Source organism: Roseovarius nubinhibens ISM (assembly GCF_000152625.1).
GTDB lineage: Bacteria > Pseudomonadota > Alphaproteobacteria > Rhodobacterales > Rhodobacteraceae > Roseovarius > Roseovarius nubinhibens.
The window spans coordinates 3,182,178-3,204,349 of record NZ_CH724156.1 but is presented as its reverse complement, the minus strand read 5'-3'; the positions used below and the strand labels follow the sequence as shown (position 1 = coordinate 3,204,349).

General features: G+C 64.1%; 23 protein-coding genes and 1 pseudogene. 18 read left to right on the top strand and 6 right to left on the bottom strand.

The genetic code is table 11. From position 1 onward, the window contains the following. Window positions 1-17 precede the first annotated feature (17 nt). A pseudogene (lon, locus tag ISM_RS15345) lies at window positions 18-2,425 on the bottom strand (endopeptidase La). Between the two features lie 456 nt (window positions 2,426-2,881). Further along, window positions 2,882-4,012: a tRNA guanosine(34) transglycosylase Tgt gene (gene tgt, locus ISM_RS15340; protein ID WP_009815110.1), complete on the bottom strand. Its 1,131-nt coding sequence runs from the start codon at window positions 4,010-4,012 to the stop codon at window positions 2,882-2,884. A 112-nt stretch (window positions 4,013-4,124) separates the two neighbouring features. On the opposite strand from tgt, the gene ISM_RS15335 reads away from it, so the two are divergent. From ISM_RS15335 to rimK, 3 genes are all read left to right on the top strand, one after another. Continuing rightward, complete coding sequence (locus tag ISM_RS15335) at window positions 4,125-5,015, top strand: SPFH domain-containing protein (protein ID WP_009815109.1); 891 nt, start codon at window positions 4,125-4,127, stop codon at window positions 5,013-5,015. After that, window positions 5,012-5,290: an NfeD family protein gene (locus ISM_RS15330; protein WP_198011672.1), complete on the top strand. Its 279-nt coding sequence runs from the start codon at window positions 5,012-5,014 to the stop codon at window positions 5,288-5,290. Before ISM_RS15335 ends, ISM_RS15330 begins: the two co-directional genes overlap by 4 nt. A gap of 106 nt (window positions 5,291-5,396) precedes the next feature. Next, the gene (gene rimK / locus ISM_RS15325) at window positions 5,397-6,809 is read left to right on the top strand and encodes a 30S ribosomal protein S6--L-glutamate ligase (protein ID WP_009815107.1); all 1,413 of its coding nucleotides are present in this window, start codon (window positions 5,397-5,399) and stop codon (window positions 6,807-6,809) included. Between the two features lie 22 nt (window positions 6,810-6,831). Here the strand turns inward: rimK and ISM_RS15320 are convergent, their stop codons facing one another. After that, entirely contained in the window at window positions 6,832-7,056 is a 225-nt protein-coding gene (locus tag ISM_RS15320; RefSeq protein WP_009815106.1) for a hypothetical protein, read from the bottom strand. A gap of 11 nt (window positions 7,057-7,067) precedes the next feature. After that, a complete protein-coding gene (locus ISM_RS15315) occupies window positions 7,068-7,460 on the bottom strand; it encodes an RcnB family protein (protein ID WP_009815105.1) in 393 nt (130 codons plus the stop codon). 231 nt (window positions 7,461-7,691) lie between these two features. On the opposite strand from ISM_RS15315, the gene ISM_RS15310 reads away from it, so the two are divergent. The 11 genes from ISM_RS15310 to ISM_RS15260 all read left to right on the top strand — a co-directional run bounded on the left by ISM_RS15310 (window position 7,692) and on the right by ISM_RS15260 (window position 16,335). Beyond that, window positions 7,692-8,054, top strand: coding sequence for an SUF system Fe-S cluster assembly protein (locus tag ISM_RS15310; protein ID WP_009815104.1), 363 nt, complete (start codon window positions 7,692-7,694; stop codon window positions 8,052-8,054). Window positions 8,055-8,215: 161 nt separating this feature from the next. After that, entirely contained in the window at window positions 8,216-8,875 is a 660-nt protein-coding gene (locus tag ISM_RS15305; RefSeq protein WP_009815103.1) for a hypothetical protein, read from the top strand. 5 nt (window positions 8,876-8,880) lie between these two features. Continuing rightward, window positions 8,881-9,624 (top strand): DUF3307 domain-containing protein, encoded by a 744-nt coding sequence (locus tag ISM_RS15300; RefSeq protein WP_009815102.1) that lies wholly within the window; start codon window positions 8,881-8,883, stop codon window positions 9,622-9,624. Between the two features lie 25 nt (window positions 9,625-9,649). Continuing rightward, window positions 9,650-10,000, top strand: coding sequence for a HesB/IscA family protein (locus ISM_RS15295; RefSeq protein ID WP_009815101.1), 351 nt, complete (start codon window positions 9,650-9,652; stop codon window positions 9,998-10,000). Between the two features lie 49 nt (window positions 10,001-10,049). Then, complete coding sequence (tpiA, locus tag ISM_RS15290; RefSeq protein ID WP_009815100.1) at window positions 10,050-10,796, top strand: triose-phosphate isomerase; 747 nt, start codon at window positions 10,050-10,052, stop codon at window positions 10,794-10,796. A 32-nt stretch (window positions 10,797-10,828) separates the two neighbouring features. Further along, entirely contained in the window at window positions 10,829-11,770 is a 942-nt protein-coding gene (locus ISM_RS15285) for a nucleoside hydrolase (RefSeq protein ID WP_009815099.1), read from the top strand. Next, complete coding sequence (locus ISM_RS15280; protein ID WP_009815098.1) at window positions 11,767-12,213, top strand: GNAT family N-acetyltransferase; 447 nt, start codon at window positions 11,767-11,769, stop codon at window positions 12,211-12,213. The genes ISM_RS15285 and ISM_RS15280 overlap by 4 nt, the downstream gene beginning before the upstream one ends. Before the next feature lie 42 nt (window positions 12,214-12,255). After that, a complete protein-coding gene (locus ISM_RS15275; RefSeq protein WP_009815097.1) occupies window positions 12,256-13,680 on the top strand; it encodes a protein adenylyltransferase SelO in 1,425 nt (474 codons plus the stop codon). A gap of 118 nt (window positions 13,681-13,798) precedes the next feature. Next, window positions 13,799-15,046: a cation:proton antiporter gene (locus ISM_RS15270; protein WP_009815096.1), complete on the top strand. Its 1,248-nt coding sequence runs from the start codon at window positions 13,799-13,801 to the stop codon at window positions 15,044-15,046. A gap of 75 nt (window positions 15,047-15,121) precedes the next feature. Next, window positions 15,122-15,544, top strand: coding sequence for a Fur family transcriptional regulator (locus ISM_RS15265; protein WP_009815095.1), 423 nt, complete (start codon window positions 15,122-15,124; stop codon window positions 15,542-15,544). Between the two features lie 2 nt (window positions 15,545-15,546). Continuing rightward, complete coding sequence (locus ISM_RS15260) at window positions 15,547-16,335, top strand: carbon-nitrogen hydrolase family protein (RefSeq protein WP_009815094.1); 789 nt, start codon at window positions 15,547-15,549, stop codon at window positions 16,333-16,335. Here the strand turns inward: ISM_RS15260 and ISM_RS15255 are convergent. Both ISM_RS15255 and dksA read right to left on the bottom strand, forming a co-directional pair. After that, entirely contained in the window at window positions 16,287-17,459 is a 1,173-nt protein-coding gene (locus tag ISM_RS15255) for an FAD-dependent monooxygenase (RefSeq protein ID WP_009815093.1), read from the bottom strand. The two genes, ISM_RS15260 and ISM_RS15255, sit on opposite strands and share 49 nt — an antisense overlap. A 90-nt stretch (window positions 17,460-17,549) precedes the next feature. Beyond that, a complete protein-coding gene (gene dksA / locus ISM_RS15250) occupies window positions 17,550-17,972 on the bottom strand; it encodes an RNA polymerase-binding protein DksA (RefSeq protein WP_009815092.1) in 423 nt (140 codons plus the stop codon). A 195-nt stretch (window positions 17,973-18,167) separates the two neighbouring features. On the opposite strand from dksA, the gene ISM_RS15245 reads away from it, so the two are divergent. The 4 genes from ISM_RS15245 to ISM_RS15230 all read left to right on the top strand — a co-directional run bounded on the left by ISM_RS15245 (window position 18,168) and on the right by ISM_RS15230 (window position 22,027). Continuing rightward, complete coding sequence (locus tag ISM_RS15245; protein WP_009815091.1) at window positions 18,168-19,007, top strand: AAA family ATPase; 840 nt, start codon at window positions 18,168-18,170, stop codon at window positions 19,005-19,007. A gap of 283 nt (window positions 19,008-19,290) precedes the next feature. Beyond that, entirely contained in the window at window positions 19,291-20,610 is a 1,320-nt protein-coding gene (locus tag ISM_RS15240; protein ID WP_009815090.1) for a DUF2927 domain-containing protein, read from the top strand. A gap of 46 nt (window positions 20,611-20,656) precedes the next feature. Beyond that, window positions 20,657-20,824 (top strand): hypothetical protein, encoded by a 168-nt coding sequence (locus ISM_RS18440; RefSeq protein ID WP_009815089.1) that lies wholly within the window; start codon window positions 20,657-20,659, stop codon window positions 20,822-20,824. A gap of 18 nt (window positions 20,825-20,842) precedes the next feature. Then, a complete protein-coding gene (locus ISM_RS15230; protein WP_009815088.1) occupies window positions 20,843-22,027 on the top strand; it encodes a vWA domain-containing protein in 1,185 nt (394 codons plus the stop codon). Window positions 22,028-22,172: the final 145 nt, after the last annotated feature.

The window sequence follows — 22,172 nt, the reverse complement described above, 5'->3', positions numbered from 1 at the left end:
GTTACTCTTCACCCAGATCAATGGGCTGTGGCTTCGGCCCCGCCCGAGGATTTGAGCGCCGCCTCGGCGGCGGCTGCCTCTTCGGCGGCCTCATCCCATTCCACCGGCTCGGGCGCCTCGACCAGCGCATGTTTGAGCACTTCGGACACATGGGTCACCGGAATGATCGTCAGCCCTTCCTTCACATTGTCAGGAATATCGGCCAGATCCTTCTCGTTCTCCTCCGGGATCAGCACCGTCTTGATGCCGCCCCGCAGCGCCGCGAGAAGCTTTTCCTTGAGCCCGCCAATGGCCAGCGCATTGCCGCGCAGCGTCACCTCGCCGGTCATAGCGATGTCCTTGCGCACCGGAATGCCGGTCAGCACCGAAACGATCGAGGTCACCATGGCAAGCCCCGCGCTCGGCCCGTCCTTGGGCGTCGCCCCCTCGGGCACGTGCACGTGGATGTCCCATTTCTCGAACTTCGGCGGCTTGACCCCGATCTGCGGGCTGATCGAGCGCACATAGCTCGAGGCCGCGTCGATCGATTCCTTCATCACGTCGCCAAGCTTGCCGGTGGTCTTCATCCGGCCCTTGCCCGGCAGACGCAGCGCCTCAATGTTGAGAAGCTCGCCACCGACCGAGGTATAGGCCAGCCCGGTGACAACACCGACCTGATCCTTCTCTTCGGCCAGACCATAGCGGTACTTCTTCACGCCGAGGAAATCGTCGAGATTATCCGCCGTCACTTCGATGCGCTCGGCCTCTTTCTTGACGATCTTGGTCACCGCTTTCCGCGCCACCTTGGCCAGCTCGCGCTCGAGGTTCCGCACCCCCGCCTCGCGGGTATAGTGGCGGATGACATCGGTCAGCGCATCGTCACGCAGGCTGAATTCCTTGGGCTTGAGCCCGTGGTTCTTGACCTGTTTGGCGATGAGATGCTGCTTGGCGATCTCGCGCTTTTCATCCTCGGTATAGCCGGCCAGCGGGATGATCTCCATCCGGTCCAAGAGCGGCCCGGGCATATTATAGCTGTTGGCCGTGGTCAGGAACATCACGTTCGAGAGGTCATATTCCACCTCGAGGTAATGGTCGACAAAGGTGCCGTTCTGTTCCGGATCGAGCACTTCGAGCATGGCCGAGGCCGGGTCACCACGGAAATCCTGACCCATCTTGTCGATCTCGTCGAGCAGGATGAGCGGGTTGGTGGTCTTGGCCTTCTTCAGCGCCTGGATGATCTTGCCGGGCATCGAGCCGATATAGGTCCGACGGTGGCCACGGATCTCGCTTTCGTCACGCACCCCGCCGAGGCTGATGCGGATGAACTCGCGCCCCGTCGCCTTGGCCACGGATTTGCCGAGGCTGGTCTTACCCACACCCGGAGGGCCCACAAGGCACATGATCGGCCCCTTGAGCTTTTTCGAGCGCTGCTGCACCGCGAGATATTCGACGATCCGCTCCTTGACCTTCTCGAGCCCGTAGTGATCGGCATCGAGGATCTCTCGGCGCGGCTCAGGTCTTTCTTGACGCGGGATTTGACGCCCCACGGGATCGACAGCATCCAGTCGAGATAGTTGCGCACAACCGTCGCCTCGGCGCTCATCGGGCTCATGTTCTTGAGCTTCTTGAGCTCGGCCTCGGCCTTTTCGCGGGCTTCCTTGCTGAGCTTGGTCTCGGAGATCCGCGCCTCGAGCTCGGCCACTTCGCCTTCGCCCTCCTCGCCATCGCCAAGCTCCTTCTGAATGGCCTTCATCTGCTCATTCAGATAATATTCCCGCTGCGTGCGCTCCATCTGGCTCTTGACGCGGGTCTTGATCTTTTTCTCGACCTGCAGAACGCTCATCTCGCCCTGCATGAGACCATAGACTTTCTCAAGCCGCTCGCTGATCGACAGGGTCTCGAGAAGATCCTGCTTCTGCGCCACTTCGATGCCCAGATGACCGGCCACGAGATCGGCGAGACGGGCGGGCTCTTCGGCTTCCGACACCGCGCTCAGCGCCTCTTCGGGCACGTTCTTCTTGATCTTGGCATAGCGCGCGAACTCGTCATTCACGGTGCGCAGCAGCGCCTCGATCGTCGCCGGATCGCCCGGCATCTCGGTGAGATACTCGGCGGTGGCTTCGAAATATTCGTCGTTTTCAAGGTAATCCTTGATCCGCACCCGCGCCACGCCTTCGACGAGCACCTTGACGGTGCCATCGGGCAGTTTCAGCAGCTGCAGCACATTGGCCAGCACCCCGGTGGCATAGATGCCATCGGTATCGGGTTCGTCCTCGGCCGGGTCGATCTGGCTCGACAGCAGAATTTGCTTGTCGTCCTGCATCACCTCTTCCAGCGCCCGCACGGATTTTTCACGCCCCACGAACAGCGGCACGATCATATGCGGAAACACCACGATGTCGCGCAGCGGCAGGACCGGGTAGGAAGCGTTGAGTGGCTCTTGCATGCTCTATCCTTTGTCTCGGGCGCTCATTGGCACCCTATTCTTGGCAAGAGGATACTGGCCCCGCTGGGCGGCAGCCCCGATCCTCTCCGTTTACCGGCTACATCTGGGGGGTCTCACGCCCCCTTTCAACCGCCTGTGCCCCACAATGGCCTCTGCGCCGAAAGGGGGCAAGGTCGTTTTGGCCAAACCGCGCCAAGACGTCCCTTCCCCATCCCTCGAAACGCAAGAAAGCGCCGCTTGCGCGACGCTTTCCCGTAAATATCAGGCCCCGGATCACGGATCAGGCGAGCGTCGTTGCCGCGACAATTGCCACCATGATCCAACCCTGCATGAATACCGCGAAATGCATATCTTCCCCTCCAGATGTGGTCTGCATAGGGAATGCGCGGCGCGGGCAAATGGTTCCATTTCTTGCGAAATTTTCCGGCCCGCCCCTGCCGGACGGCCCCTGAGCGATCACAGCGGCTCGATATCGCCCTGCGCCCGCTCGGCGTGAAACCCGGCCTCCCAGGTGTCAAACCGACCTGCAGAAATCGCCTCCCGCATCTCGGACATGAGCACCTGATAATAATGCAGATTGTGCCATGTCATGAGCATCGAGCTGATGATTTCCTTGGCCCGCATCACATGATGCAGATAGGCGCGGCTATAGTTGCGGCAGCAGGGGCAGTCACAGCTCTCGTCAAGAGGTCTCGGATCGTCCTGATGGCGCGCGTTCTTGATGTTGACGACGCCCCGGCGGGTAAAGGCCTGCCCCGTCCGCCCCGACCGCGACGGCAGCACACAGTCGAACATATCGACGCCGCGCTTGACCCCACCGACGAGATCATCGGGCTTGCCCACCCCCATGAGGTAGCGCGGCTGATCCTCGGGCAGAAGCCCCGGCGCATAGTCGAGCACGTCGAACATCGCCTCCTGCCCCTCGCCCACGGCGAGACCGCCAATCGCATAGCCGTCAAAGCCGATGCCGCGCAGCGCCTCGGCGCTTTCTTCGCGCAGCTCAGGGCTGAGCCCGCCCTGCATGATGCCAAAGAGCGCATGACCGGGCCGGTCGCCAAAGGCGTCGCGCGACCGCTGCGCCCAGCGCATCGAGAGCCGCATGCTCTCGGCCACGCGCTTTTCATCGGCGGGCAAGGCCGGGCATTCGTCGAAACACATGACGATGTCACTGCCAAGCTCGGCCTGGATTTCCATCGACCGTTCCGGCGTGAGGTTATGGACCGAGCCGTCGATATGGCTCTTGAACTTGACGCCCTCCTCGGTGAGCTTGCGCAGCCCGGCGAGGCTCATCACCTGAAACCCGCCACTGTCGGTCAGAATGGGCCGCTCCCAGTTCATGAACTTGTGCAGCCCGCCCAACCGCGCCACCCGGTCCGAGCCGGGGCGCAGCATCAGATGATAGGTGTTGCCCAACAAGATATCCGCCCCGGTGGCGCGGACATTCTCGGGCATCATCGCCTTGACGGTCGCCGCCGTGCCCACCGGCATGAAGGCAGGCGTGCGGATCTCGCCGCGCGGCGTGTCGATGCGGCCGGTGCGGGCGCGCCCGTCGGTGGCGGACAGCGTAAAGCCGAAACTGCGGGTCATGGGTCGTTCCTCAAACAGGTTTGCGCCCCCTTTAGGCCGAAACCGCAGCCTTGTAAAACCGCCCGCCCTGCCGCAGTCTGATCCCGTCCCTTCTCTTCACAGGTGAGTTTTCATGGACCCCGATTTTTTCAACGACTTCCTTTCTGCCAATCTGATCTACCTGCTGCTGGCGCTGCTGGTGGTGGTGATCATTTTCCGCGGCATCAAGATCGTGCCGCAGTCCGAACAGCATGTGGTCGAACGTTTCGGGCGGCTGCGCTCGGTGCTTGGGCCGGGGATCAACATCATCGTGCCCTTCCTTGATGTGGTGCGGCACCGGATTTCTATCCTAGAACGGCAATTGCCGACGGCGAGCCAGGACGCCATCACCCGCGACAACGTGCTGGTGCAGGTGGAAACCTCGGTCTTCTACCGCATCGTGCAGCCGGAAAAGACGGTCTACCGCATCCGCGACGTCGATGCCGCCATCGCCACCACCGTCGCCGGGATCGTCCGGGCCGAGATCGGCAAGATGGATCTCGACGAGGTGCAGTCGAACCGCTCACAGCTCATCTCGACGATCAAGGCCACGGTCGAGGATGCCGTCGACAATTGGGGGATCGAAGTCACCCGGGCCGAGATCCTCGACGTCAATCTCGATCAGGCGACCCGCGACGCGATGCTGCAACAGCTCAACGCTGAACGCGCCCGCCGCGCCCATGTGACCGAGGCCGAGGGCCGCAAACGCGCGGTCGAGCTCAACGCCGATGCGGAACTCTACGCCGCCGAGCAAAGCGCCAAGGCCCGCCGGATCGAGGCCGAGGCTGAGGCCTTCGCCACCGGGGTGGTGGCCAAGGCCATCGCCGATCACGGGTTGGAGGCCGCGCGCTATCAGGTCGCGCTGAAACAGGTCGAGGCGCTCAACGCGCTCGGCGCGGGCACTGGCAAACAGACCATCGTGCTGCCCGCCCAGGCGCTCGAAGCCTTCGGTGACGCGTTCAAGATGCTCAAGGGAGGCGCATGATGGGCCAGCTCTGGACAATCTGGTGGGTCTGGCTCTCTGCCGGGCTCGCGCTGGCCGTACTCGAGGTGTTTCTGCCGGGGTTTCTCTTCCTCGGCTTTGCGGCGGCGGCGGCGGTCATGGCGCTCGTCTTTCTGGTGCTGCCATGGGCGCCGGGGCTTGCGCCAACCTTGGCGATCTTTGCGATTTTGTCATTGATTGCGTGGATGATCCTGCGACGGGTGTTCCGCGCTCCGAATGACCAGACGCGCTATATCGACGAAGATATCAACCAGTGATCTTTCCCACTGGTGTGGACGGCGTTCCGGGGGCATTGGTTGCACCTCGCGGCGAATCCCCGATGATGGGGGGACGCCAGTAAACGCACGTACCAAGGAGTATCCCATGACCGATGACGACACCCCGCAACAGCTGCAATTCGGCTGGGAGGAATGGATTTCGTTACCCGGTCTGGGCGTGCCCGCGATCCGCGCCAAGGTCGATACCGGCGCGCGCACCTCGGCGCTGCATGCGTTCGACATCGAAACCTTCGGCCCGCAGAGCAAGCCCAAGGTGCGCTTTACCCTGCACCCGATTCCGGGGCGCGAGGATCTGGTGATCCCCTGCTCGGCCACGATCATCGACCGGCGCGATGTCACCTCCTCCAATGGCGAGAAGGAAAACCGCTATGTGATCCAGACGCCGATGAACGTGGCGGGCGAAAGCTGGCCGATCGAGATCACGCTCACGAACCGCGCCACGATGAATTCGCGGATGCTCCTGGGCCGTCAGGCGCTCAAGGATCACATCTCCATTGTCGCCACCGACCGTTTCATGCAGCCCGAGCTGAGCTATGACGTCTACCATTCCGCCCGGATGCGCCATGCGGCGCCCGAACGCGCCCTGCGCGTGGCGGTCTTGTCGCGCGAGGACAATTACTCGACCCGCCGGCTTGTCGAAGAGGGCGAGAAACGCGGCCATACGGTCGAGGTGATCGACACCACGCGCTGCTATATGGCGATCAACGCCATGGCCCCCGAGGTCCATTACGACGGCAAGCGCCTGCCCCGGTTCGACGCGGTGATCCCGCGCATCGGCGCCTCGATCACCCCCTATGGCGCCGCCATCGTGCGCCAGTTCGAAACCATCGGCACCTATTGCGTCAACGGCTCGGCCGGCATCACCGCCAGCCGGGACAAGCTCTACGCCCATCAGATCATGGCCCGCGCCAAGATCGGCATGCCCAACACCGCCTTCGCCGCAAGCCCCCGCGACACCCATAACATCATCGGGCTGGTGGGCACCGCGCCGCTCATCGTGAAGCTTCTGGAATCGACCCAGGGCAAGGGCGTGGTTCTGGCCGAAACCAAAAAGGCCGCCGAGAGCGTCATCGACGCCTTCCGCGGGCTCAAGGCGAACTTTCTCGTGCAGGATTTTGTCAAGGAGGCCGCCGGCGAAGACATCCGCTGTCTGGTGATCGCGGGCAAGGTGGTGGCCTCGATGAAACGCACCGGGGCGGATGGCGATTTCCGCTCCAACCTGCACCGTGGCGGCACCGCCAAATCGGTGCGCATCACCAAGGAAGAGCGGGACACCGCCCTGCGCGCCGCCCGCGCCTTCAACCTCAACATGGCCGGGGTCGATCTCCTGCGGTCGAGCGCCGGGCCCAAAGTGCTCGAGGTGAACTCGTCGCCGGGCTTTGAGGGGATCGAGAAATCCACCGCCAAGAATATCGTGGGCAAGCTCTATGAGGCGATCGAAGGCCAGGTGCGCCCGGCCCCGATCCGACGCCGCAAGGGCACCGCCTCTCAGGATTGATCTGAAAACACCGGGTCGGGGGTTAGCCCCGGCCCGATTGCTGTCCTGATCTCTGAACCGACATCTTCTGCGGCTCCGGCCCGTTGCGGGCCAGATCCTTGTCGAGATCCTGCACCGACACCGGCGGGATGCCCGGCAGATGCGGCGTGATATTCTCCGCCGCCGCCTGCCGTTCGGTCATCACCACCGATCCCAACGTCACGGCCAACGCCGCCGCTCCAACCACCGCGATCCATTTGGCCGACATCACCCGCCCCCTCAGTTCATCACGGCGAGAATCGCCAGCGTCGCGGCGGCGGCGAGGTAAATCGCATCGCCCTGCTGCACATAGACCCGGTCACGCCCCGGCGCCTTGAAGCCATGATTGTGGTAATTGTTCACCACCACCACCTTGTTCCGGTCGAGCCGCTGCCCCACGGCATGGCGCTGGGCGCGCTGGCTGCCATGGGTCTTGGCCGAATGGCCCTTGTTGGCATGGGCCTTGCCCGAATTGCCCTTGGTCACGGTGACCTTCTTGACGGTGACCTGACGGCTCTTCGACTGGCCGCGTTGCTCGCCGCGCTCGCTGCGCTGGGAATAGCCATCGCGGCCTTTGTCATCCTCATGGCGCGACGGGCCGGCCTGCACCGCCCCCCCGATCAAAGTGGCCATCACGGCAAGGCTCAGTACTGTGCTCGATCGTTTCATTGTTTTTTCTCCACAAGGCTCGATGCGGCCCTGGCTCGCATCCGATTACAGCCCTGATACGGTCTCGCGCCAGCATTCCGTCGCAGAGGGGTCATTTTCTGCAAAAACCCGCCCATGGAGCAAAGGTCACCGCCTCTGGACCTCGGCCCTGTTAATCCTTATATGATTGCTCGGATACATGACCGGATAGGCTTGATGACCGAGAACACCCAAACATTCGAAGGCGCTCCGCTGATCGCCCCCTCCTCGACGGATCACCCGCTCTACGACGGCGTGGTCGAAGCATGCCGCACGGTCTATGACCCTGAAATTCCCGTGAATATCTATGACCTTGGCCTGATCTACACGATCGACATCGACGACGAGAGCGCGGTCAAGATCATCATGACGCTGACCGCTCCGGGCTGTCCGGTGGCGGGCGAGATGCCGGGCTGGGTCGCCGAGGCGATCGAACCGATGGCCGGGGTCAAGCAGGTGGATGTCGAACTGACATGGGAGCCGCCCTGGGGCATGGAGATGATGAGCGACGAAGCCCGTCTCGAACTGGGCTTCATGTAACGCGAAATGTAACGCGAAGATCGGGCGGCCTGCGGGCCGCCTTTTTCGTGGCAGCCCCTTTGGGATGCATCTCCGCTTCCGCAGCCCCTACAGGGTGCGCCTCAATCACCGCAGCCCAAACATATTGCATTTCTTCATTCGCAGCCTATACTGGATGCGCAATGACCCGCACACCCGATCATATTGCCGTGCTGACCGGCGACCTCGTGAACTCGACCGGATTGGGCGAGGCAAGTGTCGCCCGCGCCTTTGACGCGCTGGCCGCTTGCGCCATGGCTCAGGCCGCCTGGCAAGGCGACAGCCTGCGCTTTACCCGTCACCGGGGCGATGGCTGGCAGGTGGCGCTGGGGCGGCCCGAGCTGGCCTTTCGCGCCTGCCTTGCCTTCCGCGCCGCCCTGCGCGCGCTGGGGGACGGCTACGACAGCTATATCGGCCTCGCCATCGGCCCTGTCACCGCCCTGCTCGGCCCCGATCTCAACGCCGAAACCGATCCGGTCTTTGCCGCCTCCGGCCATGCGCTCGAGGCGATCAAACTGGGCAAAACGGCCCCCTCTCGCCTCTATTACCACGGCACAGATGCCGCCACCGGCCCGCGTCAGGCGACGCTCTACCTGCTCGACACGCTGTCGCGCGGCTGGACCCCGGTGCAGGCCGAGATCCTGACCCAGGCCCTCGCGCCGCCGCCCCGACCAAGCTTTACCGCGCTCGCCGAGACCGTCGGCAAATCCCGCCAGAGCGTCACCAAATCGCTCGACGCGGCGCATTTCCCGGCGATCGAACTGGCGCTTTCCGCCCTCGAACACCACGCCGCACCGGACTGAGCGCCATGCCCGAAACCCTCGCCCTTCTCTTCTTTGCCCATGTGCTCGCCGATTACGTGCTGCAAACCCGCCGCATGGTCGAGACCAAGGACAAGGGCGCGACATTGGCGCTGCATTTCCTCATCGTGCTGGGCAGCTTGCTGCTCATCTTCGGCCAATGGGACGCCCCGGCGCTCTATCTGCTGGCGCTCAGCCATATCTTTATCGACACGATCAAGGTGCAGCTCTTCGACGACCGGTTTCGCGCCCATATCCTCGACCAGATCGCCCATATCGCCACGCTGCTGATCACCGCCGCCCTCGCCCCCTCGCTCTGGGCCGATGCACCGCACGCCCCGCTCACCTGGCTGCCCGAAAGCGCGCTCCTGCTCGCCGGCCTCCTCTACGCCACCCGCGCCGGCGGCTTTGCCGTGGGCAAGCTGATGGAGCCCTTCAGCCCCGAGCTCACCCGCCAGAGCCTGCCGGGCGGTGGCCAGATGATCGGCATTCTCGAACGCGGGCTCATTTTCGGGCTGATGATCGCCGGGCTGCCCGCCGGGATCGGCTTTCTCATCGCCGCCAAATCGGTGCTGCGATTCGAGACGATCCAGAGCGGCGGCGAAGACGACAGCCGCCAGATGGCGGAGTATGTTATCATCGGCACGCTGGCCTCATTTGCCTGGGCGCTGGCGGTGTCGATGGGCACGCTCGCCCTATTGCACAGCCTTCTCGGTCTGCCCCTGCTTGAGATCATCCGCCCAAGCGCCTAGATATGGCGCATAAGGAGACTTGCCCATGTTCGGAATCCCCGGAAAACAGGCCGTGACCATGACCCCGGCCGCCGCTGCCCAGATCGCCAAGCTGATGACCAAGGACGGCCATCAGGGGCTGCGCATCGGCGTCAAGAAAGGCGGCTGCGCGGGTATGGAATACACGATGGATTACGTGACCGAGGTCGACCCCAATGACGAGGTGGTCGAACAAGAGGGCGCGCGCATCATGATCGCCCCCATGGCCCAGATGTTTCTCTTCGGAACCGAGATCGATTACGAGGTGTCGCTCTTGGAATCCGGCTTTAAATTCAATAACCCCAACGTCACCGAAGCCTGCGGCTGCGGCGAATCCATCCGCTTCGAAGGGATGTGAACGTCGCGGCGCAAGCCGTTGATAAGAGAAACAAATCAGGGACGAGTATATGCGACGCAAGCTGGCCGCCGGCAATTGGAAGATGAATGGCGACAGCGCCACGCTGGATGAGCTGGCCACATTGGCCCAACGTCATGCCGAGGCCTCCGTCGATCTGCTCATCTGCCCGCCCGCCACGCTGATTTCGCGCGCCGTCTCCTGCGCCGGCCCGATCCGCATCGGCGGCCAGGACTGCCATGCCGCGCCCTCGGGTGCCCATACCGGCGACATTTCCGCCGCCCAGCTCCGCGATGCCGGGGCCACGGCGGTCATCTTGGGCCATTCCGAGCGCCGCGAAGACCATGACGAAGACAGCGATCAGGTCCGCGAAAAGGCCCGCGCCGCCCATGCGGCAGACCTCCTGACCGTGATCTGCCTCGGCGAGAGCCTCGCCCAGCGCGAGGCCCAGAACACGCTCGACATCATCGGCGCCCAGCTCGCCCTCTCGGTCCCGGACAGCGCCACCGGCGAAAACACCGTCATCGCCTACGAGCCGATCTGGGCCATCGGCACTGGGCTGGTGCCCGACACCGATCAGATTGGCGAGGTGCATGATTTCATCCGCGCTCGTCTCGAACGGCGCTTTGGCGCGGGCGTCGGCCGCTCGGTGCGACTGCTCTATGGCGGCTCGGTCAAACCCGAAAACGCCGCCTCGATCTTTGCCGTCTCCAATGTTGACGGCGCGCTGGTCGGCGGCGCCTCGCTCAAGGCCGCCGATTTCTCCCCCATCGTCAGCGCCCTCGAAGCCTCGGCCTAGACATCCGCCCCGCCGGGTCCCAAGGTGCGGCCATGAGCAGAGAAAAGATCATCATCGACACCGACCCCGGCCAGGATGACGCCGTGGCGATCCTGCTGGCTCTGGCCAGCCCGGAGGAGATTGATCTGCTGGCGATCACCTGTGTCGCGGGCAATGTGCCGCTGGCGCTCACCGCGCGCAACGCGAGGATGGTCTGCGAATTGGCGGGCCGCCGCGACATCCCGGTCTTCGCAGGCTGCGACCGGCCTCTGGGCCGCGCTCTCGTCACCGCCGAACATGTCCATGGCAAGACCGGGCTCGACGGGCCCGACCTGCCCGAACCCACCATGCCGCTGCAGGACGCCCACGCCGTCGATCACATCATCGCCTGCCTGCGCGAGCACGATTCCGGCACCGTCACGCTCTGCCCGCTCGGGCCGCTCACCAATATCGCGACCGCCCTGCAAAAAGCCCCCGACATCGCGCCCCGCATCCGCCGGATCGTGCTCATGGGTGGCGCCTATTTCGCCGTGGGCAATGTCACCCCCGCCGCTGAATTCAACATTCATGTCGACCCGCAAGCCGCTGGCATCGTGCTGAAATCCGGCGTTGATATCACCATGGCGCCGCTCGATCTCACCCATAAGGCGCTGGTCACCGAAAGCCGCAACGCCGCCTTCCGAGCGCTTGGCACCCCGGTGGGCATCGCCGTGGCCCAGATGACCGAGTTCTTTGAACGCTACGACCGCGAGAAATACGGCTCGCCCGGCGCGCCGCTGCATGATCCTTGCGTCATCGCCTATCTTCTGCGCCCCGATCTCTTTTCCGGCCGCCACGTCAATGTCGCGATCGAGACCACGTCCGAACTCACCATGGGCATGAGCGTCGCCGACTGGTGGGGCGTGACCTCCCGCGCCCCCAATGCCCTGTTCCTCGGCGATATCGACGCCGATGGCTTCTTCTCGCTCCTGACCGAAAGGCTCGCCCGCCTATGACCGCGCTCACCCTTGCCACACTCGACGATCTCGACCGGCTCTTGCCGCTGGTCACCGCCTTCCATGCCGAGGCCGGGATCGCCCAGGATGACGCGGGCCGCCGGGCCGCGCTCGAACCGCTCCTGACCGGCTCGCCGCATGGGGTGATCTACCTCGCCGGACCGCGCCGCGCCCCCATCGGCTATGCGGCGCTCTCCTTTGGCTGGTCGCTCGAATTTGGCGGGCTCGACGCCATTCTCGACGAGATCTACATCCGCCCCGGCGTGCGCGGCCGCGGCATCGGCTCGGAACTGCTCACCGCGCTGCCCAAGGCGCTCGCCGGGCACGGGCTCAAGGCCATCCATCTCGAGGTGGATCGCAGCGATGAAAAGGCGCGCAAGCTCTACCAACGTCTCCATTTCACGCCCCGCGATGACTATATCCTGATGAGCCGCAAGCTCTGACCCCCCATCCGCCCCTCTCAGAGCGCCGCGAAAGGAGAGCCGATGACCCTGCAGATCCCCTTCGACAACAGCTATGCCGCCCTGCCCGAGGGCTTTTTCACGCGGATCAACCCGAAACCCGTCGCCGCCCCGCGCCTCATCCGCTTCAACGACGGCCTCGCCCGCGATCTCGGGATCGAGGCCGACGCCTCTGATCCCGCCCTGGCCGACATGCTCGCTGGCAACCGCATCCCCGACGGGGCCGACCCGCTGGCCCAGGCCTATGCCGGGCATCAATTTGGCGGCTTCTCACCCCAGCTCGGCGATGGCCGCGCCAATCTCTTGGGCGAGGTGATCGACAGCGCTGGCCGCCGCCGCGATATTCAGCTCAAGGGCTCCGGCCCCACCCCCTATAGCCGGATGGGCGATGGCCGCGCCTGGCTCGGCCCGGTCCTGCGCGAATATGTGGTGAGCGAGGCGATGCATGCGCTGGGCGTGCCGACCACCCGGGCGCTCGCCGCCGTCGAGACCGGCGAAAAGGTCTTTCGCGAGAGCGGCGCCCTACCCGGCGCGGTGCTGACCCGCGTCGCCGACAGCCATATCCGCGTGGGCACGTTTCAGTTCTTCCTCGCCCGCCGCGATCTTGACCGGCTGCGCGCGCTTTTCGACTACACACGCGCCCGCCATTACCCGCAGGCCGAGACCCCGGGCGAGATGCTCGCAGGCGTCATCGGACGGCAGGCCCGGCTCATCGCGCTTTGGGAGGGTCTGGGCTTTATCCATGGCGTGATGAACACCGACAACACCACGCTTTCGGGCGAGACCATCGACTATGGGCCTTGCGCCTATATGGACCGCTACCACCCGCAAACGGTGTTTAGCTCGATCGACGCCCAGGGCCGATATTCCTATTCAAATCAGGCGCATGTGATCGTCTGGAACATCGCCCAGCTCGCCACCTGCCTCGTGCCGCTCACCCCGGATCAGGACGTGGCGGTCGAGGAGTTCACCAAGCTCGTCCATGACATGCCCGCCCTCATCGCCAAATACCGAAGCGAGGTTTTCGCCCGCAAAATTGGCCTGAGCGCGGCGCAAGACGGCGATGATGCGCTGGTCGATGATCTCCTGACGCTGATGCAGCAGGATGGCGCGGATTTCACCAACACCTTCCGCAGCCTGAGCGACGGCGCCCCCCGCGATCAGTTCACCGACCGCGACGCTTTCGACGGCTGGCACGCCCGCTGGCAGGCCCGCCTCAAATACGAGACCGACCCAGAGGCGGTGATGCGCGCCGCCAACCCTTACGTGATCCCGCGCAATCACCGCATCGAGCAGATGATCGCGGCCGCGCGCGAAGGCGATTACGCCCCGTTCGACCGGCTGCTGACGGCGCTCTCCAGCCCCTATGAGACGCGCGAAGAGTTTGCCGATCTGACCCGGCCGCCCCTGCCCGAAGAGCGCGTGCAACAGACCTTCTGCGGCACCTGAGACAGGAGTGCGATGGGCCCATCACTCTGGCCCATCGCACTGACCCATGACTCTGGCCCCATCGCGCCCCCCGTGCTAGGTCTTTGGCAAGGATTGATCTTTCGCCCGGAGCGCGCCCATGACCATTCTGCAGATTTCCTCGCTGCTCATCGTGCTCGCAGGCGTCTTCGGGGCCATCAATTACCTCTTTCTCAAACTGCCCTCCGCCATCGGCATTCTGGTGGTGGCGCTGGTCGCCTCTTTCGGGATGATGGGGGTCGACTGGATGCTGCCGCATCTGGGGATTTCCGACGAAATCCGACGCTTGGTCACCGGGCTGCATTTCTCTGACGCGCTGCTCGAAGGGATGCTGGGGCTTTTGCTCTTTGCCGGGGCGCTCCATGTGAAAATCTCCGACCTGCGCGCCCAATGGCGGGCGGTGTTTCTCATGGCAACGCTCGGCGTCGGCCTCTCCACCCTCGTCATCGGCACCGGTTTTTCTTGGCTCACCGGCGCGCCTTTCCTCATTGCACTGGTCTTTGGCTCGGTGGTCTCGCCCACCGATCCGGTGGCGGTGCTCGGCGTGCTGCGCGAGGCCAATCTCTCCAAGGCGCTCGAGACCAAGATCGCGGGCGAAAGCCTCTTCAACGATGGCGTGGGCTATGTGGTCTTTCTGGTGCTCGTGGGCCTCGCATTCCCCACCGGCGACGCCCATGGCAGCGGTCTTGCCGGCGCGGCCAAGCTCTTTATCCAGGAGGCTCTGGGCGGTGCAGCTCTCGGCCTCGCGCTGGGCTGGCTCACCTTCCGCGTCATGCGCCATATCGACGACTATTCGCTCGAAGTGCTGCTGACCCTCGGCCTCGCCTTCGGCGGCTATGAGCTCGCCGTCTATCTCCATGTCTCGGCCCCGATCATGGCGGTCTGCGCCGGTCTTTTGATCGGTGAGGTCGGCGCCAAACACGGGATGAGCGAAACCACAAGGCAATATGTCGACGGGTTTTGGAAACTCATCGACGAGATCCTCAACGCCGTGCTCTTCCTGATGATCGGGTTCGAGGTCTTCGCCGTGGCGTTTGAGACCGATTACCTGCTCATTGGCGCGGCCTCCATCGCGCTGGCGCTCTTTGGCCGGCTCGCCGCCGTGCTGGTGCCGATCTACATCCTGCGCCCCTTCCGCACATTTGAAAACGGCGTCATCCCGATCATGACCTGGGGCGGGCTCAAGGGCGGTATCTCGGTGGCGCTGGCGCTCTCGCTGCCCGACAGCGAATGGAAGCCGGTGATCCTCACCGCCACCTATCTCGTGGTGATCTTTTCGATCATCGTCCAAGGGCTCACCGTGGCCCGTCTTGCCAATCGTTTTGGCCGCGAGCCGGATTTGGTTTAAACACTGGAACTGCCCGGCCCGACCCGTTATTGCCCCCCGTTACTGTCCAAGCCGAGATTTACCGCGGAAGAGCCCATGACCGATACGACGATCCTTGAACGCTGCGAAGCCCGCGGGCTGCGGATGACCGAACAGCGCCGCACCATCGCCACCGTCCTTGAAAGCTCTGATGATCACCCCGATGTGGACGAGCTCTACGCCCGCGCCTCGGCGGTCGATCCGGGCATTTCCATCGCCACGGTCTATCGCACGGTCAAGCTCTTCGAAGAGGCGGGCATTCTCGAAAAGCTCGAATTCGGCGACGGCCGCGCCCGCTATGAGGATGCCGAGCGCGAACATCACGACCACCTGATCGACGTCACCACCGGCGATGTGGTGGAATTCGTCGACCCCGAGATCGAAGCGCTGCAAGAAAAGATCGCCCGCCGCCTCGGCTACAAGCTGCAAGGCCACCGGATGGAGCTCTTCGGCGTGCCGCTCGACAAATCCAAGGACTGATCATGGGGTTCACCCTCGCCATCGCCCAGCCACCGGGCGATCTCGGCCTGCCCGAGGAGCGTCTCGGCTGGCTGCGCGACCATCTCGCCACCCTGCAAGCCACCGATCTCTTGCTGCTGCCCGAGCTTTTCCACTGCGGCTACAACATCGGCGACGCCCTGCCCGAGCGGGCCGAGCCGCGCGACGGCCCCTTCGCCCGCGCCATGGCGGATCTCGCCCGTCAGCACGGGGTTGCCCTCGCCTATGGCTATGCCGAGGCCGCCGAAGGCCGCCTCTACAATTCCGCGCAATGCCTTGATAAATCAGGTCAACCCATCGGCCATCACCGCAAGCTCACCCTGCCGCCCGGCTATGAGGCCGATCATTTCACCCGCGGCGCAGATCTGGGTCAGTTCACGCTCGGCGGGCTCACCTGCGGCTTTCTCATCTGCTATGACGTGGAATTTCCCGAAAACACCCGCGCCCAGGCCATGGCGGGCTGCGATCTCATCCTCGTGCCGACGGCGCTCGGGGCCGACTGGGGCGTCGTCTCGCGCCACCTGATCCCGACCCGCGCCTTTGAAAACGGCGCCTATGTCGCCTACGCCGATCACGCCGGCGCCCAAAACGGCCATGGCTATTTCGGCGGCTCGGTCATCGCCGACCCCTGGGGCACGCCCCTCGCCCGCGCCGCGCAAACACCCGATATCATCCGCGCCACGCTCGACCCGGCGCAAGTGGCCGAGGCCCGCGCCCGCCTACCTTACTTGCGCGACCGCGCGGCGCTGCCCTCGGTCACATCGACCCCGTAGAGCCAGTCAAAACTGCGCAGCATCATGCCCGGCGCCACCCGCCCCGCCATCCGCAGCCCGGTGCGCGCGGCCCAGCGCAGCGGCGGGAACGCCAGATGGTATTTGCGCGCATTGCCACTGGCCGCCCGCACCACCCGCGCCACCCGCGCCTCGCGCCGCGCGCGATACTCGGCCAGCCCCGGCTCGATCGCCTCGGCCCGGCCCAGCGCCTCGGCCAAAACCCAGCCATCCTCGAGCGCCATATTCGCCCCCTGCGCCAGAAACGGCAGCGTCGGATGCAGCGCATCCCCCAAAAGCGCCACGCCCTCGCGATGCCAGACCGGCGCGATCCGATGCCGGAACAAGCCCCAGAGATGCACGGTCTCGATCCGGTCGAGCAACGCCCGCACATCCGGCGCGAAATCGGCAAATGCCGCGCGCAGCGCCTCCGGGTCGTCCTGCTGCCGCCAATCCTCGCCGACCCAGGCCGCGCGTTCCTGCACCGCCACGATGTTGAGCTGCCGCCCCTGCCGCAGCGGATAGGTCACCAGATGCCGATGCGGCGCCATATGCAAGGTCACGTCATCGCGCCGCTCGGTCGGGTTGTCGATCACCGCCCGCCACGCCACCTGGCCCGTGAAAAAAGGCTCTTCCTCGCCGTTGAGCGCCTGCCGCAATACCGAATGCAGCCCATCCGCACCCACCACCAGATCGGCACAGAGCTCGGCCCCCGACGCCAGCCGCACCAAAGGCTCGGGCCCCGGAACCACTTCGCGCACCTTTTGCAAGAGAAGCACCCGCACCCCGGCCCGCCGCGCCGCCCAATGCAAGAGATCGATGAGATCGGCGCGATGAAACAGCCGATACTGGCCGCCCGCCATATCGAGCGGCAGAACCGGCCCACGCTGGTAATCATAAAGACAGACGCCGCTAGCCTTGGTCGAGAGGTCACAGGCCTCCTGCGCCAGCCCCAAGGCGCGCAACACCGCAAAGCCGTTGGGGCTGACCTGAATGCCTGCGCCGGCTTCGGTGATCGCTTCGGCCTGTTCGAGAACCGTCACCATCGCGCCCTGCCGCGCCAGCGCCGTTGCCGCCGCCAGCCCGCCGATCCCGGCCCCCACGATGATGACCTTGCGTCCCTTCACAGACCCCAAAACCCCCAATCCGTTCCGAAAACAAAAACGCCGAGGCCATTGCCCCGGCGCCGAGTTCTTTATACGTGCGACGATCTATTATCAGTCGTCGCGGTGTACTTTTTCGCGCCGTTCGTGACGTTCCTGAGCTTCAAGGCTCATGGTGGCGATGGGTCGCGCGTCCAGCCGCTTGAGGCTGATCGGGTCGCCCGTCACCTGACAATAGCCATACTCGCCATCCTCGATACGCCGCAGTGCTTGGTCAATCTTGGCGACCAGTTTGCGCTGCCGATCCCGGGTCCGCAATTCAAGCGCGCGGTCGGTCTCTTCGCTGGCGCGGTCCGCCACATCGGGAATGGCCCGCGTGCCGTCCTGCAAGCCTTCGATCGTGTCGCGGCTGCCTGCCAGGATCTCATTTTTCCACGTGATCAATTTACGTCGAAAATACTCGGTCTGACGCTCGTTCATGAACGGTTCGTCCTCGACCGGTTGGTAATCTTCCGGAAGAAAAACTTCGGACTTCATTAGGTCCCCCTCGTCAATACCATTGTCTGTCGTCATACAATCTTACCTTCAGACTCTGGCCCCTCATGACGTGGCGTTTACTCCAATGAAACCCGATTGTCACTAGCCAATCACACAGAGTTGCGGTGAATTGAGCTTCGCGATAGCTTGCCGCGTGCAGCGCCTGAGCAATTTCCAGAAAAGGGTTGAAAAGACATGAAATTCCAAGGCACCGAGGCCTATGTCGCCACCGATGACCTTAAGGTTGCAGTGAATGCGGCCATTACCCTTCAGCGTCCGCTGCTGGTCAAGGGCGAGCCCGGCACAGGCAAGACCGAACTGGCGCGTCAGGTGTCGCAGGCGCTGGGCCTTCGGATGATCGAATGGAATATCAAATCGACCACCCGCGCCGCCCAGGGCCTCTATGAATATGACGCGGTGAGCCGTCTGCGCGACAGCCAGCTCGGCGACGACCGGGTGCATGACGTGCGCAATTACATCCGCCCCGGCAAGCTCTGGCAGGCCTTCGACAGCGACGATCAGGTGGTGCTCCTGATCGACGAGATCGACAAGGCCGATATCGAGTTTCCCAACGACCTGCTGCAGGAACTCGACCGGATGGAATTCCATGTCTACGAGACCGGCGAGACGATCCGCGCCAAACAGCGCCCGGTGATCATCATCACCTCCAACAATGAAAAAGAGCTGCCCGACGCCTTTCTGCGCCGCTGCTTCTTTCACTACATCCAGTTTCCCGACATGGAGACGCTCAAGAAGATCGTCGAGGTCCATCACCCCGGCATCAAAGAGGCGCTGCTGACCACCGCCCTCACCCAGTTCTACGAGATTCGCGATCAGCAAGGGCTCAAGAAGAAGCCCTCCACCTCCGAGGTGCTCGACTGGCTCAAGCTGATCCTCGCCGAGGATCTGGCGCCCGAGGATCTGCGCGCCGGGGCCACCGATGCGCTGCCGAAACTGCATGGCGCCTTGCTGAAAAACGAACAGGATGTGCATCTCTTCGAGCGGCTCGCCTTTATGGCACGCCGGCAACGCTAGCCCACGGCTGTCGGCCCCCTCGAAACTAATGCTTTGTCCCTCGCGCTCCGGTTGTTAATTTGCTCCGGTGGCAAAAGTCACATTATTGCCCTCATCCAACCTTACAGGTGACTGGAAGGGGCAAGAGTGTCACCCTTGACCACATCACCTGCTCGGCGTGATCCGATCTGGTACGTGGCCGTGTATCCCCGCCGTGTGTGTGGCGGGATGGGTGAAACTGACAAATATCGGGGGGCTTATGCGCCGCATCCTTCTTCCAATCTGCCTGATTCTGGGCGCCTGTATGCCCGGAAACTCGGGCGATATTCCGTCGCGCGCCGCGACCCCCTCACCGGCTGACATCGGCTCGATCAAGCTCTTCTCGGTGCCCCGTCCGACGCCGCCGATGCGCTCCAACCGCGACATCGCCCGCGATTTTCTCGATCTCTCGATGCAGCTCGAAAGCGGCCGCCAGCTGCGCAGCTTCTCGCGGTTCGAGGCCCCGATCCGCGTCCGCGTCACCGGCGCACCGCCCACCACATTGCTGCCCGATCTGGCCCGCGTGCTGCACCGCCTGCGCAGCGAGGCCGGGATCGACATTGATCACGCCGGATCGAACGCGCCCGCCAACCTGACCATTCAGGCCGTGAGCCGCGCCGAAATCCGCCGTCACCTGCCACAGGCCGCCTGTTTCGTCGTCCCCAATATCGACGACATCTCGCAATATCGCCGCGCCCGGATGGCGGGCCGCACCAATTGGTCGAGCCTCACCCGCCGCGACAAGATCGCCATCTTCCTGCCCAATGACGCGAGCCCGCAAGAGGTCCGCGACTGCCTGCACGAGGAACTGGCGCAGGCCATCGGCCCGCTCAACGATCTCTACCGCCTGCCCGACAGCGTCTTTAACGACGACAATGTCCACACCGTACTCACCGGCTTCGACATGCTGATCCTGCGCGCCTATTACGCCCCCGAACTGCGCTCCGGCATGAGCTACAATCAGGTGGCCGAACGGCTGCCCGCCCTTCTGTCGCGGCTCAACCCGCGCGGCAATAGCGTGGCCTCCGGCGCCATTTCGAGCACCCCGCGCGCCTGGATCCAGGCCGTGCAGACCGCGCTCGGCCCGGGCGCGAGCTATGGCCAGCGCCAGCGCGCCGCCTCCCAGGCCGTCTCGATCGCCCAGACCATGGGCTGGACCGATCACCGCCGCGGGTTTTCCCATTACGCCATGGGCCGCATCGCGCAATCGACCGACCCCGCCGCCGCGCAGAAACATTTCTCCGCCGCCGACGCCTATTACCGCCAAAGCCCCGCCACCGCGCCGCACCGCGCGCTGACCGCCTCGCAACTGGCCGCAAACGCCATTTCGCAAGGCCGTGGCGATGTCGCGCTGATGCTCATCAACCCGCAGATCGAAGTCGCGGAACGCTATGAAAACGCGGCGCTTTTGGCCACGCTCCTGCTGTTGCGCGCCGAGGCTCTCGATCTCACCGGGCGCAGCTCCGAGGCCAAGACCGTTCGGCTGGACAGCCTCGGCTGGGCACGATACGGATACGGGGCCGACTGGGCCGTGCGCGCGAAAATGCGCGAGGTCGCGGCGCTCAACCCGCTCAAGTCCTTCTGAACCGGGGGCTTGGGCCTCCAAGGCCAAGCTTCTGACGAGGACCGCCATGCATATTCTACTCGCGGCGCTTCTGGGCGCCGCCCTTGGCGCACTCCGGGCGCGCCGCCGCAAGGGCAACAGCGCCGACATGGTGCAATATGGCGCGGTCCACGCGCTGATCTTCGCCCTTCTGGCGCTGTTTGGCGGCATCGTCTTCTTCCGCCTGATGGCCTGATCCGGGGGGCGCGCCGCGATGTTCCTGCCCTTCTTCGAGACCCTGCGCAAAACCGGCGTCCCGGTGAGCCTGCGGGAATTCCTGACCTTTCTCGAAGCCATGCGCGCCGGTCTCGTGACCTATGACCCCGAGGCCTTCTACTACCTCGCCCGCTCCGCCATGGTCAAAGACGAGCGCCACATCGACCGCTTTGACCGCGCCTTCTCCGCGAGCTTTTCGGGCCTAGAAAACCTCTCCGCCCAAGAGGTGCTCGACGCCGTCGATCTGCCCGCCGACTGGCTCGAAAAAATGGCCGAGAAACACCTCACGCCCGAAGAAAAGGCCGAGATCGAGGCGCTGGGCGGCTTTGACAAGCTGATGGAGACGCTGAAAGAGCGGCTCAAGCAACAGCAGGGCCGCCACCAGGGCGGCAACAAATGGATCGGCACCGCCGGCACCTCGCCCTTCGGGGCCTATGGCTACAACCCCGAAGGCATCCGCATCGGCCAGGACGAGAGCCGCCACCAGCGCGCCGTCAAGGTCTGGGACAAGCGCGAGTTTCGCAATCTCGACGACAGCGTCGAGCTCGGCACGCGCAACATCAAGGTGGCGCTGAAACGGCTGCGCAACTGGGTCCGCGACGGCGCCGAAGAAGAGCTCGATCTCGACGGCACGATCCGCGCCACCGCCGATCACGGCTATCTCGATGTGGTGACCCGCCCGGAACGGCGCAATGCGGTTAAAATCCTCCTCTTTCTCGATGTTGGCGGCTCGATGGATCCGCATATCAAAGTGGTGGAGGAATTGTTTTCCGCCGCCCGTGCCGAATTTAAACACCTCGAATATTACTATTTCCATAATTGCCTTTACGAAGGCGTCTGGCGCGACAATCACCGCCGCTGGGATCAGAAAACCCCGACCTGGGAGGTGCTCAACACCTATGGTCCCGATTACAAATGCATCTTTGTCGGCGATGCGAGCATGTCACCCTATGAGATCGCCTATCCGGGCGGCGCCAACGAGCATTGGAACGAAGAACCCGGTCAGCTCTGGCTCACCCGCGCCCGCGAACAATGGCCGGCCAATCTCTGGATCAACCCGGTGCCGGAACGGCATTGGGGCTACACCCAATCCATCGCGATGATCTCCGAGATTTTCGACGGGCGCATGGTGCCGATGACGCTCGAAGGGCTCGATCGCGGCATGCGGACGCTGCTACGCTAAGCCATCGCCCCTTGTGGCAAGATTTGCGCCCTGCACAACCGCGCCCGACTCCCCCACCGCCGTAATACCGACGTGATACCGACGCGCTGCCGACGGGCTGCCGACGGGCCATTTTGACCCTCTCGACGAGGTCTCGCCAAAGGTT

Excerpts from the sequence above, each read along its gene's own strand:
- tgt (WP_009815110.1), bottom strand. The coding sequence starts at position 4,012 with ATGACCCGCAGTTTCGGCTTTACGCTGTCCGCCACCGACGGGCGCGCC.
- ISM_RS15335 (WP_009815109.1), top strand. The coding sequence starts at position 4,125 with ATGGACCCCGATTTTTTCAACGACTTCCTTTCTGCCAATCTGATCTAC.
- ISM_RS15330 (WP_198011672.1), top strand. The coding sequence starts at position 5,012 with ATGATGGGCCAGCTCTGGACAATCTGGTGGGTCTGGCTCTCTGCCGGG.
- rimK (WP_009815107.1), top strand. The coding sequence starts at position 5,397 with ATGACCGATGACGACACCCCGCAACAGCTGCAATTCGGCTGGGAGGAA.
- ISM_RS15320 (WP_009815106.1), bottom strand. The coding sequence starts at position 7,056 with ATGTCGGCCAAATGGATCGCGGTGGTTGGAGCGGCGGCGTTGGCCGTG.
- ISM_RS15315 (WP_009815105.1), bottom strand. The coding sequence starts at position 7,460 with ATGGCCACTTTGATCGGGGGGGCGGTGCAGGCCGGCCCGTCGCGCCAT.
- ISM_RS15310 (WP_009815104.1), top strand. The coding sequence starts at position 7,692 with ATGACCGAGAACACCCAAACATTCGAAGGCGCTCCGCTGATCGCCCCC.
- ISM_RS15305 (WP_009815103.1), top strand. The coding sequence starts at position 8,216 with ATGACCCGCACACCCGATCATATTGCCGTGCTGACCGGCGACCTCGTG.
- ISM_RS15300 (WP_009815102.1), top strand. The coding sequence starts at position 8,881 with ATGCCCGAAACCCTCGCCCTTCTCTTCTTTGCCCATGTGCTCGCCGAT.
- ISM_RS15295 (WP_009815101.1), top strand. The coding sequence starts at position 9,650 with ATGTTCGGAATCCCCGGAAAACAGGCCGTGACCATGACCCCGGCCGCC.
- tpiA (WP_009815100.1), top strand. The coding sequence starts at position 10,050 with ATGCGACGCAAGCTGGCCGCCGGCAATTGGAAGATGAATGGCGACAGC.
- ISM_RS15285 (WP_009815099.1), top strand. The coding sequence starts at position 10,829 with ATGAGCAGAGAAAAGATCATCATCGACACCGACCCCGGCCAGGATGAC.
- ISM_RS15280 (WP_009815098.1), top strand. The coding sequence starts at position 11,767 with ATGACCGCGCTCACCCTTGCCACACTCGACGATCTCGACCGGCTCTTG.
- ISM_RS15275 (WP_009815097.1), top strand. The coding sequence starts at position 12,256 with ATGACCCTGCAGATCCCCTTCGACAACAGCTATGCCGCCCTGCCCGAG.
- ISM_RS15270 (WP_009815096.1), top strand. The coding sequence starts at position 13,799 with ATGACCATTCTGCAGATTTCCTCGCTGCTCATCGTGCTCGCAGGCGTC.
- ISM_RS15265 (WP_009815095.1), top strand. The coding sequence starts at position 15,122 with ATGACCGATACGACGATCCTTGAACGCTGCGAAGCCCGCGGGCTGCGG.
- ISM_RS15260 (WP_009815094.1), top strand. The coding sequence starts at position 15,547 with ATGGGGTTCACCCTCGCCATCGCCCAGCCACCGGGCGATCTCGGCCTG.
- dksA (WP_009815092.1), bottom strand. The coding sequence starts at position 17,972 with ATGAAGTCCGAAGTTTTTCTTCCGGAAGATTACCAACCGGTCGAGGAC.
- ISM_RS15245 (WP_009815091.1), top strand. The coding sequence starts at position 18,168 with ATGAAATTCCAAGGCACCGAGGCCTATGTCGCCACCGATGACCTTAAG.
- ISM_RS15240 (WP_009815090.1), top strand. The coding sequence starts at position 19,291 with ATGCCCGGAAACTCGGGCGATATTCCGTCGCGCGCCGCGACCCCCTCA.
- ISM_RS18440 (WP_009815089.1), top strand. The coding sequence starts at position 20,657 with ATGCATATTCTACTCGCGGCGCTTCTGGGCGCCGCCCTTGGCGCACTC.
- ISM_RS15230 (WP_009815088.1), top strand. The coding sequence starts at position 20,843 with ATGTTCCTGCCCTTCTTCGAGACCCTGCGCAAAACCGGCGTCCCGGTG.